The sequence below is a fragment of the Rhodococcus sp. ACPA4 genome (assembly GCF_002300185.1).
GTDB lineage: Bacteria > Actinomycetota > Actinomycetes > Mycobacteriales > Mycobacteriaceae > Rhodococcus_F > Rhodococcus_F globerula.
Genome location: NZ_NSDY01000003.1, coordinates 272,983 through 290,044 on the forward strand (window position 1 = coordinate 272,983; position 17,062 = coordinate 290,044).

The window sequence follows — 17,062 nt, forward strand, 5'->3', positions numbered from 1 at the left end:
AGTGGCACGCTCCCACCACGACGGGAATATGCGTATATCCATTTTTTTGGATAATTACCGATAAGAAAGGATAGTCACCGAAACACCAAAGGTAAATGCAACCGGCCCAACAGATCACGAAAATATGAAAACAGCGAAACAGACAGCGCCACAACAATAACAGCTTACGCATCCAACGAACACAATCCCAAGGTTGCTGCAGCTGAACACTGAAAGGGTCAACGAGAGGGGTGCGAGCGGATCGCAAGCAAGCTGCCAGTTCGTTGCCGACGAAGCCCCCGGAGGGGCGCATGGGCGGACGTCTCCTGCCGATGTTCGCCGGTGGACAACCTCACCGGTTGGACCCTCATATCGCACTTCCTCTGGGCCCTGCTAGCGCTGAAATTGGCGAAATCTCGGTCCGTGAACGACTTTCCACTGCGATGCACCTAGTGACGATGCTGCGTCGTTCGTACCTGCGTTGCGTACCCTTATGCGGCGCAACGCATTCGATTCATTCAAGACCAACTTGAAATCCTCGCGGCAGATCGCGAGTACCTGGAACAGGGACGCAATTGGCCAACAACCCGTTGGCCAATGCCGTGGACCATGTGACGGTATTGCTCGACAAACTGGGCGATCAGTCCGACCGGGGCTGGTGTGCCGGAACAACAGCCAAGCACTACCAGTCCCGCAACGTACTTCAGAATCAGAACAACAGCGGCGTGTGTCGCCGAACCGGTGCGACACTCTCAAAACTCCAGGATCATCCTCCGTCCGGAAACTGTGATCGCACTCAGCACGCAGTTAATGCGCGACCCGTATGTCTTCGATTTCCTTTGAAATCACCGAACATACTGCAGAACGTGAACTGGAATCTGCACGGATGCAAATGCAGAACACACCCGAACCGACCCAACGGACACAGCCAACGACCTAGTTCCCCTGACTCTCACGTTACCGTTCCAGTATGGGGACAACCTTCCACGGCCCGGACCCGTGGCCGCACATCACCCGCGCTATCCGCACACGAGGTGCACGCCTGGCCGCGATCGCCTATCTCGGCCTGGAAGCACCTGAACTACTTCCGCTGCGCGCCGGGGACGTCCTGATCGTCAACGCTTCCAAAGCGGCACTTCGCGCACATGCCACCTCCCCTGCCATTCTCGCGTACTACCTCGGCAGGGATGTACGGGTCCTGTCATCGCCAACTCTTCATGCCAACGTGATCGCCACGAACCGACTAGCGGTGATCGGCTCGGCGAATGCGTCCGTGAACTCCATATTCGCCCAGGATGCCGTCATCATCACCGACGATCCCAATATCCTCTCCCAGGTCCGCACGTTCATCGACAACATCGACGAGATCACCGACGTCGATCAAGTATTTATCGACAACGCCACCCGGGAATGGGAAATCGGCCGCGCCGTACCAATCCCCGGTATCAGCGGTCGCGTCCACGACTTCGAAGCCGATTTTCTGCCCTCACCGCTCACCCGGATGTTCATCAAACACGTCGTCGACTACAAGCTCAGCCCCACCGAACAACACATAATGGACGAGCAGCAACCACGGAAGCGAACCACAGCCGGACCGACGGCAAAGTACCAACTTGAATCGCTGCGCATCGACAAACCCAGCCGCATCAAGCGCGGCGACGTGATCGTCTTCGTCTCTGTCGACAACGAGTGGATTTACCCGCCGGCAGTTGTAGTCTCCGAACCAATCCGAATCCCGCACGCAGGCGGCGCAGTCTTACACTTCCTCCGTATCCGAACCGATCTGTCTCCGCTCCCCCTCACAGATTCCGAGAGTCGACTCACCGAACTCGGACACCCAGGGTCGAGACTGCGAACCGACCACCACGTCCGCTCCCCTAGCCTGCGAACAGCACTACTCGACTTCTGGGACCTTTGATCTACCAGCCAATGCCACTGTCTTACAATGAGTATCGATCGATCACGCTACTATTTCCTGACATTGAAGACGACCGCCTACACCGCGACCAACGTAGAATGTCCACACTGCTGGCCACCTCACACGAGATCGCCTCCCCCTCGACTACTGCTGGCACTCTCCACAGACAGATTGCGCCGCTCATCGCAACACCCACCGACGTCTCAGCTCAGCCTCCAGCGTGCTCGCGGCGCTCAAACCGGCCACCGTCGTCACCAGATACTGGGCGTAGTAACAGAAAGCTCAGAACCTCAGTCTGGCAGACTCCTTGACGACGACGGCCAACTCATAAGGGACTGCCGAACTCGCATCCCATCCTCGGGAAAGGCTCGACACCATGTCGTGACTGGGCCCCGACCGCGGGGCCCAGTCATCCACTACCGAACGCGATAAGGCAAACAGAGGACAACTCTGTAAACCAATCGAATCGACTCTCACAGTGCCAATGACGCGCGAAGCGATTCCGGTTCAACGAACAAACCTTCCTGCCGCACGATCTGGCGTCTGAATTTCGAATCATCTTGACCAGAGAAACATCTCAGCGACGACGATGATTTCGGCTCACTCGCCCTATCATCCTGGCCGAAGATTCGATGGGCGCTACCAGATCTAAGTCCAGTCGATGTGGACGGATTCGATGGAATCGAAGTGGAACCCAAAGGCATCGTTGTATTGGTCGAAGCCCTTGTTCTCCGGATAGTCCATCGTCGCATGACGTTCGAGAATGGCCACCACACGGGCGTGGTCGTCGTTGGCCAAAGCTGCAGCGAGTTCTCGTGTTTCGTCGAGGCTGAAAGGACTCTCGGAGTTGGCGAAATCCAGGGTGCGCACGCGATAGTCATAGCCATCTTCGGAGCCGTTACGGACCGAGACTCCCCCACGAACTCGGATGGTTGCTTTTTTCGGTTGTCCATCGGGTCGCAAGACGCCGGCACGGTCCATGATGTCGCGGGCTTTGACGTTTTTGAGTTTCTTCTTCGCATCGGCACGCAGTTCGTTCGTCCCCCCCGACCGATACCGCGAGACCGCCGAGCGGGAACGGCCGATTTTCTGTGCGACAGCATCGATTCCCCCGAGACGCTCGATTGCAGCCCGGCGTTGGGCACGCTCGAACACCTCCGGGTGCGGGATCCGTCCCTTCTGCGCCCACCGCCGCAACGTTCGATCCGACGGCGGCGTCCTGCCGGCATCGATCGCTGCTTGGCGCAATCCGTCGTTACCGATCTCCGAGCGAATCTGCCGGATCGACACTTTGCTGGTCAATCCCGCCAGTCCTCCACTTTTGACGGTTTTGGATTTTTCGATCCCCCTCGTCGCGGCGGTGGAGACGGAAACGTTGAGGCCGTCCAGGCCGACTGTCTTTTGCGCGGGTTGCTTCGTTCGTGGCTTCGGAAGGTGCAGTGCCACTAGTTGTTTCCTTCATCTTCGTCGGTAAAGACTGCCTTGATCGCGAGATTGATCTCGTGTGTATCGCGGGCATCTGTGAGAGCGGTGACCAGATCGTCGGTGAGAGCGGCGCGTTTTTCGAGCGTCATCTTGCCCAAAGCATCACTCTCGTCGGCTATATCGATGCCTTCGGGCAGTGGGTAGACCCAGGAGTCGGTGACGGTACGTAGTGGCCACCGGCCGGTTTCACGGGCGATGCGCATCGCGACGCGGCGGCCCCGCCAGCGGCAGTGCGCGATGATCGCCGCCCGCCACAACGGCTGGTGGTGATGCTGCATCTGTTTCGCAGTCCACATGTCCGGGTTGACCATTCGTCCGATATACCCTTTGTAGCAAGAGCCGAGGAACCGTTTCATGGCGGCATCGTCGGTATCGACCGCTACTTTGCGGGCTTCGCGCAAAATCTTGGCCCACTTGTCCAGGGCCCGTCCTTGTTCCGGATATACCCAGGCTTCGGTGATGTCGAGTTCGTCGAGTTCGGCGCCGATACCGCCGTCGGCGACAGGCGCACAGAATGCATCGAGGCTGACAGTCGTGACCCACGTGTGCACCGGTTGATCGGCCAGCATATGCGGGTGCGGTAATGGCATTTTGTCCGGCAGCGCGAGCATATTCCCCGCTGGCAGGGTGACACGCCAGAGCCCGAACGGAGTTTTCGCTTCCCCCGCGGCAGCGCGAGCGGCCTCGGCGCGAAAATGGCGCGGTTTCCCGTAACCGAATTCGAGCATTCCCGCAGACGCAAGGTACGCAGCGCGTTGGTCGATCGACACGAGCACAGCAGCGCCGTCGAGCTCTTCCGGATCGGGAACGCGCGTCCACCCCACAGCGGGCTCGAGATCACCACGATGTTCACCATCAAGGGGTGGCACCGGCCCCGCCGCAGTGACGACGATCCCCTTCCCGCTGCGGGTACGTTCCCGTTTGATCTTGTCGACGACAGCTGCTCCGGTGCGAGCGGGCGTGGGGCCTGGCAGAACACCGAGATGCTCTGCGCACCAAGCGAGTCGACGCCCAAGCTCGCGGGCTGCAGGCAGGTCGTCGTCAGGGAGATACGTTCCAGCGGTGGGTGATCCGAGGATTCCCATGTCCCCTACTCGGTTTCCCCAACCGAAATCCTTGTTCCAGTACGTCCACACATACGGCTCGATGACGATATCGACCATCGACGTGAATTTCCCTGTCGTACGAGAAAGATGAACGACGTGGCCGGGATCTCCGCGCAGTTCCCACCCGGCGGTCAGCATCGGATTCAACGTGGCCTGCAAAACACCGGTCAATTCGGCTGCAGCGCGCGTGCGGAGAACTTCCATATCTTCGACGTCGTCTTCGCTGCCAGGGTCGATGGCCCAGCCGAGCATCTCACAAGCGTCGATTCCGACGACCCATATTTGAGCTGGAGCGCCGAGAGGTGTCAGCGTCGCCCAGCGAATCAGTTTGTCGAGCTTTTCGACCGAGTCCACCGGTCCGGTGAGGACCTGCCCGGAAGGTGTGTACGTCCCCGCTGCCGTCACGATGACGGCATGTCCGTCAGCACTCTCACCTGCCGGCGGCAGTGAAATGGGTAGAGGCTCAGCTGGTGTGGTTTCTGAGATGTCAAGTTCCGAGTCATCAACCATGGCAGCGTTGGTTGTGGGTTCGACTGTCGCGTCGGCTAGTTCGGCGTTTCGTTCGGCCGACTCGCCCTCGACAACATCGAACAGCGAGGGCTGCAACGCTTCGTGAGCCTGCACGTCCGCGGGAGCCGGCTCGGGCACTTCAACGTCGAACAGAGCGAACTGCTCGCCCTTCTTCAGTGCCATGTTCCACCCCGTGCCGTCGTCATGGTTGTCATTCGAGATCGAACGCGCCGCGAATCGCGCGAGTAAGCGATTCCTCTTGCGCTGGAAAGAAATACCCGATTCCCGGACCGAGCGCACTCACCGGGATAGTCGTGATGCTGTCGCAACTGATCACCGAATCCCCGTCCAGGCCGTTCATACGTCCGACAGCCACCTCGGTGGACAACCCGCGGATGATGGTGGTGATCGGTGCAACAGTCACCCGGTTCAGATGCGGGCGCACCACTTCCCGTGTCAGGACGAGCACGGGACGAACCTTGTCGAGTTTCGCTTCATGAATCGGCCGCATCAGGCCAAATCCCTTGACAAATTATCCACATGCGTTGCGAGAGAATCCATATCGTCCTCGCTCGACACCTTGGCTAGAATCTCCGCATCCCGCGCTGCAATCTGTCTGCGACGCTCCCGCTCGAGCGCCCTCAGAACCAATGCTGCACGTGAAGATGCGCGATGGCCATTCACTTCACCGTCGAGGTACGCCACCATCTCGTCGGGGAGCCGGATGGAAATCTGTGACATCCCGAAATGGTACCGCAGTGGGATCCGAATTGAATCCCACTCCCTTGACGTGCACGACCGGACGGCAACCAAGCCGCCAGCGTCGACAGGGAACCAACCAAAACCCTGACCGCCCAGCGAAAACGTACCAATGCCCTGCACCGATGATCCGCTGCGATAACAGCCTCACCTTATAATTACAGCGCCTTCGTCCAACGAAACTGTCAGCTTGATTCCGCGGCCGTACATGCAGCCAGGTGCACAGTAACCAAACTGTGCATGCGAGCGGTGAAATCGCCGGTATCCCCGAGAACCCGGATGATGTTCACGGTCCCGATGAACCCCGCGCACAGGTTCCACGACAGCTGCCGCGTTGTGGAATTGTCGGGCAGCTGTCCTGATGCGATTGCTGCATCGACGAGACTGCTTGTGATATCCATCCACTGAGTAAATGTCTCTCGTGCCCCGTCGATCCCGGATTCGGTGGTGAGTCGAAGTCCCGCACGGGCAAGCGAACTGACCGCGACGCTCGCTGCAAGGTCCCCAAAAAATGAACTGATCTGGGCGACGGAAGGCGGCTGCAAGTCGTACGCGGCTACGGACGCGTGCGTAAGCGCCGCCGACCAGTGAGCGACGAGTTCCCGAGTATTGCTTCCTTCGAATCGAAATGGAAGTACACAGCGCCTTTGGTCGTCCCGGACGCGGCCAGCAAGTCGGCGAGTGACGTTGCGGCGTAACCGTTGTAAGCAAATGATCTTGCAGCGGCTTCGAGGATGTTCGCTTTCGTGATCGTTGCGCGCCGCTGACGCCGCCGACGCGTACGCACGGGATCGGCAACCTGTCGCAGGTCGTTGATTGGCTCAGTCATGTCGGATTCCTGTCGGTTGCGATCATCACGATGAAGCCCGGTCTCGGACAACAATGCACTGATCGGGTTCTGTGGCTTGATCCCGTTTCTGCACGAGCAATGTGACAGCGTCTATCCCGGCCATCAGTTCAGGGCGAAAGAGGCAAATCGACATCTCTTCCCTGTGTGCGGCGATTCCACATCCACACAATTTTCGCGATGCCGATGCCGATGCCGATGCAGGTGAGTGCATGTGAACACACTCGCCCAGCAGTGGCGGGAATGACCTGGTGCACATGGCGTACGAGGTTCGCGCGTGAAGAGTTGCACGTCTGCACAGTCTCCCGGCTAGTTCTATGTGCGATCCCCGGCACGGGAGAGCGAACAAATAATGCATGCACTGCGTGCACGCCGTGCACGCATCATCAGGGTGGCGGCTTACAGACCCCTGGCGTTCAAATATTCATCCAACGCAGCTTCCGTCATCGACGCTTCGCTAATCTCACGATCGCCCGTCTCGTATCGCAACTTGTCGACACCACGGCGGAGGCGGTCCTTGGTGGAGGGTTTAATCCGGGTGTTGTGCGTCATCGAGAGCTTCTCCCCCTCCCTGCGGCCATGAGAGCCCACAGGCTGAACCGCGGCCGGCGCAACAGGAACAGACGCCACGGAAGGTTGCGTCGTTGAGGCAACTGCCGATTCGCCCCTCGGCGGCCGTTCCGGGATCAGTTCCGCAGGATGAGTCTTACGGATCGCCGGTTCACGCTTGACACTCATGCCGTCGCCCCAATCTCGACAGGCAGCTCAGCGAGGAGATCCGAGTACGCAAGCTTGAGCGTCAATGCCTTCCCTCCCTTGAACTGATGGATAGGTGTGTGATTGGAATGCGCATCTTGTCGGGCAGCGAGTTCTGGAATGACAGTCTTCGCCACTAGATCACCGTAGGTTTCGCGAAGTTCGTTCTCGCGAAAATCATGCTCCCCCGTCGCGCGTCTACGGCTGATGACAATCTTGTCGAACGCAAGCTTCGGGTTAGCGCGTTTACGGACGGTGTCGATGGTCTGCTCGAGCTTCTGAACACCACGAACACTGTCAATGGTGGGTTCGGTAATAGCTACAACACCGTCTGCCGCAATCAGGACCGCAAACAAGACCTTGCCCATATTGGGCGGGCAGTCGAAGAGCACAGCGTCATAAGGCGAAAGATCCAGCCCTTCAAATGCCACATCAAGACGAAACACGAGATCGTTGGATCCGTCCGACTCAATTTTGCCGAGCTCCTCGTCAGCCGGAATCAAGTCAACCCCGTCCCACGGTGTAGCAACGATTGCCTCGGCCGCAATACCTTCCCGGGTTTGGTTCATAAGGTGGTAAGCCGTCAGCATTCCGTCTTCGAGTTCGACACCCAATCCGCTGGTGGTGTTTCCCTGTTGGTCCATGTCAACGATGAGCACTTTACCGCCGACCGCCGTTATAGCGCTGGCCAATCCGAGCGTTGACGCCGTCTTGCCGACGCCACCCTTCTGGTTACCCAGTGCAATTTTGCGTGGCTGCATTGCGGACCTTTCGTCGAATTCGTTCACGCATGCATTGCGCGCGTCGGGTGCACCGAACGCAATGCATGTAAGTAAAGCGTTGCATGCATTGCACGTCATGCTTGCGTTATGGACAAGACTTGCACGAATGGCTATGAATGCACGTTTTGCACGCACAACATAACACGCGTGCGTTGCACTTTGTGTACGCATCGCAACGCGTGCGTGTCGCGCTCACATTGAGAGCAACGCATGCTTAGCACTAAGCGCGTGGCATGCATGTAGCGCGAGCTATGCAACTTATACGTACAGCGCACTGCATGCTATGCATGCATTCAGCGCACACTACGCATTACACGCACGCCCCGCATTCATCACTCCAGGTCGACTGCACACAAGGCATGCACTACACGGAGGCAAGCTAATGGACATACGGTCCGCGCGCATTGCACGCAATGCACGCACTACATATGCCCAGGTAGAGATATTTCCACATCTACAAGATCCGATCTACACCCAAGATCCGACACATCAGTCCTCCAACACCGCACTTCCGGACGTGCATTGCAGCGGAACGAAAACACCTCCATTTGTCGAACGCAGCCCATTCATACTGACACTGCACGCAGCAGACGCAATGCACGCACCAGATGTGAAGAGTGGGACTCGCGGCGCAGCCAAGGCGACATCACCGGCCTCTTCGATTTACACAGCAAAGATCAACCAGCTCGAACTGCGGAATGAAGCTATAAACAGGTCGCTCGAACCGGTCGATCGCCCGATTCGATTGAACGAGAAGTCCTGGAGAACACTGATATTCGAGTCCATCGACCGGTTCGAGCAGGCTAATCCTCACGGCTCGCACGGCGGATCGATACAACGTCGACTTGCATAACACACGCCCCGAACGCCGGAACCAGCCGGAGCGGGGGAGTCAATTGCGGCGGGATTCTTATTGCGCGACCCAGTCACCACAGCCGCGATGGCCAAAGATGTCCGGAATACGTGTTGATCGGCCGATTAGAACAATACATACGTATTTACACCGACTTCGACACAGTCCTGCCATCCCTACTCAAAACGTCACAGTGACATATCTAGCGCACCCAGGGGAGCACGAAAATCTCATCTCCAACGGCCTCCGCAGAGGATCGCGGATCCACACAGTCTCAGCGGGAAACTGCTATCAGAATCTGGAAGTCTCCGCCGCGGAGTGCGTCCCTCCAACAGTAGCGCCGAGGGGAGTAGACGCGGGTCCCACTTCGATCACCGTTCGAGCACGCAAAAACGCCATCTTAAGACGTGCCGCACAGCAGGCGCAGTGCTTTACGCATGCAATGCTTCGCGTCCGCGCGTCATACATAAATGCCACAACCACGTAAACGACGCAAGTACTCCCACGGGATCGGCGATCGGAAGACTACATCCACGCTGCGTGCAATCGCCTAACCCGAACACCAAAAGACAACGACGACACTCTGGCCTCCGTCAATACGCCGGACGCGCAGACCGGAACCCACCGAGTCGATCACCGCTGACGAGTCGACATCACGAACGCACGGCATACAAACCTTCCGCTCCACGTTCTCTCGCAATCACAAAACTTGTGATGTAGAAACGTAGCCACGGCGCCACCGAACTGGAAACACCTCAAGCCGTTTAGCACAAGAACCGTCACCGAAAGCCACCCAAACTGGCAGATTTTGGCAGCTCAACGCTAATTTCTTCCTACTCCACGAATTCAGCTTTACGCTGTCCTTGCGCGAGTACACGACGCGGTGGACGAACTTTCACCGTAGCCGCAGGCTTGCGCTCAGATTCGCACGAATATCGGTTAACGCCTGCGCCCGATGTTCAGGACTTGCGGCACTTCGAGTACGTCGCTGCTGTGTTCGTTCGAACTGTTTTTGCTCCTTTCGTCTCGCCAGATCTGCAGCTTTACGCTGCTCACTGGGTGATTCTCGGGCCCAATCGATCCCGCTAATCCTGTATTTGAGATATGCCAAGGGAGAAGTGAGGCTGGCCGCTGTGGGCCAGATCCAACCTCGTTCCTTGGTATCGCGGGAAAGCGTTCGAGCGATATCGCGACCTGTCCAACGAGTGTGATCGATTCCTGCACGACTCAACACATCGCAAACCGCGCCGATATGGCCAGGCGGCGCGAGAGCGGGCGCATGCTTGACGAGTTCAGCGGCTGCTCGCTGAAGTTGGAGCGGCCGAGGATAACCGTAGCCGCTGCTAGGTTTCTTGCTTCGCGGTTGTGTTCGCGCACTTGCGCTTTGGTGAGTTCTTCCTAACGGAAGAACTTCACAAGATAAAGAACCACCTCTAGATAGGGTGTCAGCGACAGTCGTCGCCGACGGAACCTGGGACGGCGGATACTCGGCGGCGAAACGGCAGCGCCGGGAATTGCGGTTCCGATATCTGGAGGTCCGCTCAGCCGCCCGGGAGGGGCGATTCTTCAACGATTTGGTCGGCGGTGTCGACTCTACGATTGATCGGGGGGACGACAATGCCCACGTTGACGCCGCGCGGCGCTGTTGACCTCCGTGGTGCGCTTCTGCCGCAAGAAATTCGATGGTTCTCAGCTTTCGACCCCGGACCTGCTCAACACCCATCCCTAGGTCGATAAGGACGCGACGTCCTCGATTGACAGCAGATTCGCTGACTTTGGCGCGCGCCGCGATCGTTGATTTCGACGCCGTCACTCCGCGCCCTGTCCGGGACTCTGCGAAATGAGCGTGTGCCTCGGCAACTACATACGCCTTGTCGGGCTTGATCAGCCTGCGCGCGCACAAAGCCTTACCCGCAGAAGAATTGGTGTGATACCGAAATTGACGGAGCCATTCACTGCGCGATGTCCACACAGGGACCCGGGCTTGTTCGGTTGGTTCCACAGGTAACGCCCAGGAGAATCCGCGCTGTTCAGAGGCTTTGTTCAGTTGCTGTGTCGTCTCTTCAATTTGGGCGACACGTGCGACTGCCGCGTTGACTGCGGCTTCCCATTCGTCGACGACGGCCGCCGAAACGGCGGGAACGTCGGGAACAGGGGGGTTGCTGCGCGACACGCCCAAAACGAGTGATAGAGAATTTGCTGATCCGTATTCAGGGTATGAGCTACCCTGAGACATACCTGCCATAGGTAGTCCCTTTCCGGGGATGCAGTTCGAGCCGAGAAAGCGTCAACTTTCGAAGCTCACCTCTCGAGAACATTTCGAGAACAGATGACCGAGAACCTGCCAGTTCTCAGTCCGTCAAGGACCTGCCAGTCCTTATTCGCCGCGATGCGGTCCGCTCCAGATCACCCCCTTCGGGGGGCCTGTGTGTTCGAGAGGTCTGCGCTGTGTAGTTGGATATCGAGATCCCTCGTCCGCCACTAGCTACAGGCAGCCCCCGTTCACGCGAGTCCACGAAACACACGTTCGCGGACCAGCAGAATGTCGGAACAAGGATCGGATCCGCCGGCAGCGGGAAGGTGCCTTCATGGGCACGGCGCTGACCTGGGCAGACAGGGAAATTTGTCGATCCACGCAGTGTGATGCGGAAATCATCCAGACCAAATTGTGATGCGGGTGTGCTGAAAAAGACACCGCTGAGACGCCTATGTGTATGGCGGAATTATGTTTCTGCGATATCATCGAATAAGCACCGCCTCTTCCTTAACCGGGTTAGTGGTGGTCAGGGAACTGGGAAGCTCCCACAACCGCATAAACGGACAGCCCCCGATGCCGCCAAGCCCTGGGGGTTGTTCGCTGTCTAGGGGTAGTTCATGCGCCGATCGCAAGCTGCTCGATGCGTTGCAACGAACCCGCAGCTTCGACTTCGAGCAAACGAAGCTGATCCGGACGCAGCTTGTCGCTGATGTAGTCCGGTATGTCCAGTCCGTGTGTGATGGCCAAGATGAGCACGGAATAGTCCCCAGCAGGGATCCCGAGTTCGGCGGCCCGATCCTCGTACACCTTGTGCTGCTTGAGGGGAGCACGAGTCGCGATGTGTCCGCGAGGTCCCTTGTTGTGCTGTGCCATGAGGAAAGACTAGAACCAATCTGTAACTGATACGGGTAGGCGCGCCCATTCGGTGTGTCGCATGTTTCGGAAGACTGCCGGGGTTCACCGATTTCCAGGCTGATTCCAAAACACTGCCGAGCGAAATCGACGGCTTCTGAACGCAACTGGGCAAAACCTCGGCGGGTTGCCACCTGCGAAACTTCTTGACGCGATCAGGCGCAACGGTTGACACGGCCAGGCCAAGGGCCACGGCACGCACGTAAAGCGCACTCAACTAGAGCAATTCCGGCGACCGGAAGCCGGCGCTCCCTGGAATCTCGCTCATTTCGCGCGTCTCGTGATGACAGGCGCTGTCGCCAGCCATTGCGAGTCTGGTGACGGCCTTGCGGAGGCGAAGGTCGAGGACACCAAACATGGCGCTCAGCTCCGCGGACGCGGAGGCGGAGGCGTGAGATGGCAGCGAAGACCAGAGGTCAACTTCCGCACACTACGCATATGCCGGGCCGCTGCGCACGGTCGGTAGAAACATAAGAATTCGATGAAATTGATTGTGCTGCAGCATTTATATCTACCTTTGCGTGTCACACTCGCTGCGCGAACTGCATGCCCTGGCCACGTACCAGGACCGTTCAACGGTCGTTTCGACACCCTTCGCCAGGAACAGATTGCCGTCGAACATCACAACGCCATTTCCTGCCGGCCAAAGCCGAGACGGACAGCTGCTTGGTGGAGACTACGAACCTTGCAGGCGCTCTCTGCCGTCAATGCGGCAGGGGCATAGTGCGAGCCGCACGTCCGGCAAGGCGACGACGAAGCCCGGCGGACCAGAGAAACGGCAACCCGGCAGGTATTGGTGAGGCACCCGGGAACAACGAAACGGTCGACGTGCAGAACATCAATCGAGGTGAGACCACCCACGTCGGTTCGAATCCAGCACGCCGCATGTCTGTTTCGGTATCCGTATGCGTTGTCAACGAATCGAATTCGACTTCACGGACAACGGCATCCGCCAATTGACACTCGAAGCGTACCTGGGATTCCGGATCGAGATGGAGTTGCACGTGGTATCCGCAGTCCATGATGTCGGCATCGTCCAGACGGTAGATCTCGTGTACCACTGGCCTGCTCGCCAGGGCCAAATGGGAGCTGGCGGGGCAGCCGCAGTACGGCCGATACCACTCTCCGGGTCATCGTAGTCGCGGAAGCAGTTGCAACCAAAGCGCTTCGCCAAGGGCCTTGATGCGGCCTTGATGCGGCGGTGGGCATTCTCATGGCACGCTACGCCTATGATGAAGTACCCGGCGACTCTGTCGCGAACCTAAGCACCGAGCACGGGAACGTCGACCTCGCTGTTGAACGCCAGCCACTGAGTTCAAGGTGCTCACCCTGCTGAGTCAGCGAAGCGAGAACACCTGAGACAGGCCACATTCCACCTCTTCCTGTCCAAGGCAACGTCATCGCGTCCACCATCGCGCGGAGTACGCTTCGGACGACAAACTCCGTCAAAGATCCTGCTGCCAGACCTGCATGAGCCACCGGCGAGATCGCCGAGCCGGTCCGGGCGACGTATGCGGATACGAACCCCAGACAAGTTCTACCGGCACCCACTCATCCGAGCCCGTGATCAGAGCGACGATCTTGGCTCCGGCTAAATCGCTACCGCCCATACGGATAATCGGTTACTGACGATGTTGCAGCAATAACGCTCCACTACTTCGCCGATCGCTTGCAGAGGTCGGCCTGGATCGCCGAGATCGAAGCAGTACCCAGCGCCTACCGAGTCTCCCGACCGCTCCGAGAAACGCACCGAATCCACCACGCACGAGCGAATCAGCTTCAACTTCGGTGGGAAGCGTCCGGGAACAACTACGTCGACCAACTCTCGAATGATCCCGGTTCCCCGGTCTGCAACCACCGACGTCATGCCAGGGAAACCGGAAGGTGCAAGTTATGTGGTGCGCGCGGTGTTCAAGTGTTGCCGCACTGGTGAGGAGCAGATATTCGGGTATGACTTTGCCGCAAGATCTTTCGACTGCCACCTGCCACCTGCCGCGGCCTCGCGGCCGACTGCGTCGTCGCCTATCGACACCCCGAATTCGTAAAGCTCGGCACGAAACGAAACAACATCACCGAAGCGGCGCATGTCGGCCACTGGTACAGCCCATCCCACTGACCCTCTCGGCATGTCCGAGCGAATGTGCGGTTCAAGGAATACCGCTATCGACCGGGTGCCGTTGGTTACTGCATACCGGTCGCTCGCCATCAACACGGCGTGCCTGGTCGGACAGCGGATCGAGCGCAGCAGGAACGGTGATTACGGAACGGCCGACCACCCGATTCGTCGACAGCCCACAGGCGCCGACGTTCAGCGCCACGACTGTGCAGACGATTATCTACTTCGTTCCGAAAGTCGGTCTCACCATCGGTGAATGAAAATTCGAGCAATCACAGGACGCTGCAGCGCCTAGCAAGTCCTGGTAGTCAGTCTTTGGTTACAAATGGTGACTGCTCAGAACAGTCTGTGATTCAAAACGCGCGAGCACGTAAACGGAGACATTCGTACCCCATTATTATGTGTCAAAACACACCATGCGTCGTTCCACCATTAGGGCGGGTATTTGTGATGGGATATGGGGTGAATTGTATTCAGAAAGAGTAGGAGAACTAAGTTACTGAACAGTAATAAGCGGACAATTACATATCTCACAATCCAAAGTCGATAACCCCCGCAGGGGGTTATTTGTCGACCCATTTTGGATCTTAAACAGAAAAAGACCGATTGGCTTTTTCTGTCTAATTTTCATTTTGATGAAGCCGAAGTTGGCCCTTCTGCCTCATCTGTTGCTCTCCCCGAAGGGACTCACCGTGGTAGGTACGTCTCAGGGTAGCCCATACCCTGAATCTGTTTCAAGCTATCTTCAACAAAAAAACAGCTATTCCGCGCAAATTCGAGTGATATCGGCAACAAACGCCCCCGTAAACGGCATATCCAACCCTGATCTTGCCGATTCGATCACCCGCGCGGAAGAACGCATCAACCAAATCACCACACTTAACACGGACAGCGAACAACGCGGACAATCCTGGTGCCTACCCGTCGATCACACAGAACAAGCGCGAACCCCCCTATGGACAGGTAGAGCCAAATGGCAACGCCAAGTTCGAGAGCTTCTGAATACTCCCACCGGCACAGACGCCTGCCGCCAACATCAAGTAGACCCACAACGCGTCTTCGCAGTCGCAGTCACCATGGCAGGATTCGCCGAACAGCGAACAGGCCGACGCGTCGCCGCATCCCGAACCGCACTCGCCGAACGAACCGGAACCTCGGTCTCTGTAGTCCAACGCGCCCGACGAGTTCTATCCGCGCTCCACGTAGCTAAAGAAATGGCCCGAGGACGCTTCCTACGCACCATCGAATGCTGGGCCGCCGAAGCACACCACGGCGGCCATCAAACCCGCGCAGCGAGCGTCTGGGCACTCATCTCACCCAAATCGGTAATTCAACGTCTCACTTCACCAAACACCCCAACCGAACCCTCATCACAAACAACCCCACAGGCCCCAGAATGCGACCACACTCCAACCAAAACTTATCCACAAACAAACATCCCTGACCCCCTATCTGTTGTACTTGCTTTTAGTTCTTCTTCTTCCGTTAGGAAGAACTACACAAACGCGCGCACGCGCAAAGGCCACCAGAAGAAATTCAAAACCCGCAAGCCCAAACCCCTTAACCTTCAGCGAGCAGCGGCAGAACTAATTCGATACGCGCCTGCGCTGATGCCCCCCGGGCACATTGGAGTGATTAGCGACGCCCTCATCCGCCACTCGATCGACACCAACCGCTGGTCGGGTCGAGATATCGCCCGGACCCTCACCGAAGACACCAAGTCGCGAGGCTGGATATGGCCTAACACAGCTGACCTGAAGGATCCGGTCCGATTCCTGCACTGGCGCCTCGCCCGTATCAACTGGTCTGTCCCCTCCCCAAACGAACTCGCTGTCACTGCGAAGAACCAACGCGACGAAGAGCGACGGACTGCGGCAAACGAGGCCGCCGCTCGGAATCAACGTGTTGCTTCTCCGTCCGTTCGAGCGGCTGCCCTAGCGCTTATCCGAGCGACCGTCGCCGGAAAGTCGCGGGCACAATGATTCCTCCGATAACTGCTGCCTCTGCAGTGTCATCGGCATGAAAACCATTCTTACAGAATGGAATCCAATCGATCTTCGAACTCGCCAACTACGAGGACGCGCAATCATGTTGATAACAGCCAGGATTCAACTACTTGCGAGGCCATTCCCAAATTGAGGCCGGAGATATTCTTGACTGTCGTTGTCTGATAAGGGAATTGATTCAAGAAGATTTTCTCGGATCAGTGAGTTCTGCCGCTACCCTAAGCGGATTTTCGGCCTCAAGTGAGCACCACTACATTCTGGCGCCAACGTTGTTGAGTTGACCCGACAGAACCTCGCGCCAGCGAGGCGCCGGATAAGGCCCGATTGGAGGGACTCCTTGTGTAGTTGTCAGACGTGCCCTAGAGGAATGAACTGGAGGTGAAACTCTGGCCGCGCAGACAGGCTGATGAGAGTGCTGATCTGTTCTCGTGGATATTGCCGGAATTGACGCGCCAGAGTTGTCCAGATCCGGAGTTTACCGCGGTAAACCGGCAGATCAGTGTTCCGGACGAGAATTGCTTCGGAGTTTACCGCGGTAAACCGTGCAAGCGGTGAGTTTCGGTTCGTCGAGCAGAGGAGTTTACCGCGGTAAACCGGCTGGATCGATATTCCGGCGAGGCTGCCTTCGGGGGTTTACCGCGGTAAACCTCGGGTTCCGGCGGCGCATTCGGATGTGAAGAGCACGGACGTTTACCGCGGTAAACCGGCAGATCAGTGTTCCGGACGAGAATTGCTTCGGAGTTTACCGCGGTAAACCGTGCAAGCGGTGAGTTTCG

The 17,062-nt window shown here is 57.8% G+C and carries 13 protein-coding genes; 2 read left to right on the plus strand and 11 right to left on the minus strand.

The genetic code is table 11. The features are described from left to right. Positions 1-949: 949 nt before the first annotated feature. Positions 950-1,897, plus strand: coding sequence for a phospholipase D family protein (locus CJ178_RS31410; RefSeq protein ID WP_095888947.1), 948 nt, complete (start codon positions 950-952; stop codon positions 1,895-1,897). Positions 1,898-2,545: 648 nt separating this feature from the next. Here the strand turns inward: CJ178_RS31410 and CJ178_RS31415 are convergent. The 11 genes from CJ178_RS31415 to CJ178_RS33530 all read right to left on the minus strand — a co-directional run bounded on the left by CJ178_RS31415 (position 2,546) and on the right by CJ178_RS33530 (position 14,031). Continuing rightward, complete coding sequence (locus tag CJ178_RS31415; protein WP_095888948.1) at positions 2,546-3,343, minus strand: hypothetical protein; 798 nt, start codon at positions 3,341-3,343, stop codon at positions 2,546-2,548. Beyond that, positions 3,343-5,181 (minus strand): hypothetical protein, encoded by a 1,839-nt coding sequence (locus CJ178_RS31420; protein WP_095888949.1) that lies wholly within the window; start codon positions 5,179-5,181, stop codon positions 3,343-3,345. The genes CJ178_RS31415 and CJ178_RS31420 overlap by 1 nt, the downstream gene beginning before the upstream one ends. A gap of 28 nt (positions 5,182-5,209) precedes the next feature. Further along, positions 5,210-5,509 carry a type II toxin-antitoxin system PemK/MazF family toxin gene (locus CJ178_RS31425; RefSeq protein WP_095888950.1) on the minus strand — a complete coding sequence of 100 codons (300 nt, stop codon included), beginning with the start codon at positions 5,507-5,509 and terminating at the stop codon, positions 5,210-5,212. Then, positions 5,509-5,739: a hypothetical protein gene (locus tag CJ178_RS31430; protein WP_033236926.1), complete on the minus strand. Its 231-nt coding sequence runs from the start codon at positions 5,737-5,739 to the stop codon at positions 5,509-5,511. The genes CJ178_RS31425 and CJ178_RS31430 overlap by 1 nt, the downstream gene beginning before the upstream one ends. Positions 5,740-5,942: 203 nt before the next feature. Beyond that, positions 5,943-6,158: a hypothetical protein gene (locus CJ178_RS31435; protein WP_095888951.1), complete on the minus strand. Its 216-nt coding sequence runs from the start codon at positions 6,156-6,158 to the stop codon at positions 5,943-5,945. A 155-nt stretch (positions 6,159-6,313) separates the two neighbouring features. Continuing rightward, positions 6,314-6,586, minus strand: coding sequence for a helix-turn-helix domain-containing protein (locus tag CJ178_RS31440; RefSeq protein ID WP_095889123.1), 273 nt, complete (start codon positions 6,584-6,586; stop codon positions 6,314-6,316). 417 nt (positions 6,587-7,003) lie between these two features. Continuing rightward, positions 7,004-7,342: a hypothetical protein gene (locus CJ178_RS31445; RefSeq protein WP_095888952.1), complete on the minus strand. Its 339-nt coding sequence runs from the start codon at positions 7,340-7,342 to the stop codon at positions 7,004-7,006. Then, entirely contained in the window at positions 7,339-8,121 is a 783-nt protein-coding gene (locus CJ178_RS31450) for a ParA family protein (protein ID WP_095889124.1), read from the minus strand. The genes CJ178_RS31445 and CJ178_RS31450 overlap by 4 nt, the downstream gene beginning before the upstream one ends. A gap of 3,746 nt (positions 8,122-11,867) precedes the next feature. Further along, positions 11,868-12,125, minus strand: coding sequence for a hypothetical protein (locus CJ178_RS31465; protein WP_033236862.1), 258 nt, complete (start codon positions 12,123-12,125; stop codon positions 11,868-11,870). A gap of 743 nt (positions 12,126-12,868) precedes the next feature. Beyond that, positions 12,869-13,225, minus strand: a complete 357-nt coding sequence (locus CJ178_RS33525; protein WP_257013636.1) for a hypothetical protein — start codon at positions 13,223-13,225, stop codon at positions 12,869-12,871. A 530-nt stretch (positions 13,226-13,755) separates the two neighbouring features. Next, complete coding sequence (locus CJ178_RS33530; protein ID WP_257013637.1) at positions 13,756-14,031, minus strand: hypothetical protein; 276 nt, start codon at positions 14,029-14,031, stop codon at positions 13,756-13,758. Positions 14,032-14,417: 386 nt separating this feature from the next. Between CJ178_RS33530 and CJ178_RS33535 the strand changes: the two genes are divergently transcribed. Further along, entirely contained in the window at positions 14,418-14,540 is a 123-nt protein-coding gene (locus tag CJ178_RS33535; RefSeq protein ID WP_257013638.1) for a hypothetical protein, read from the plus strand. The last annotated feature ends 2,522 nt before the right edge of the window (positions 14,541-17,062 follow it).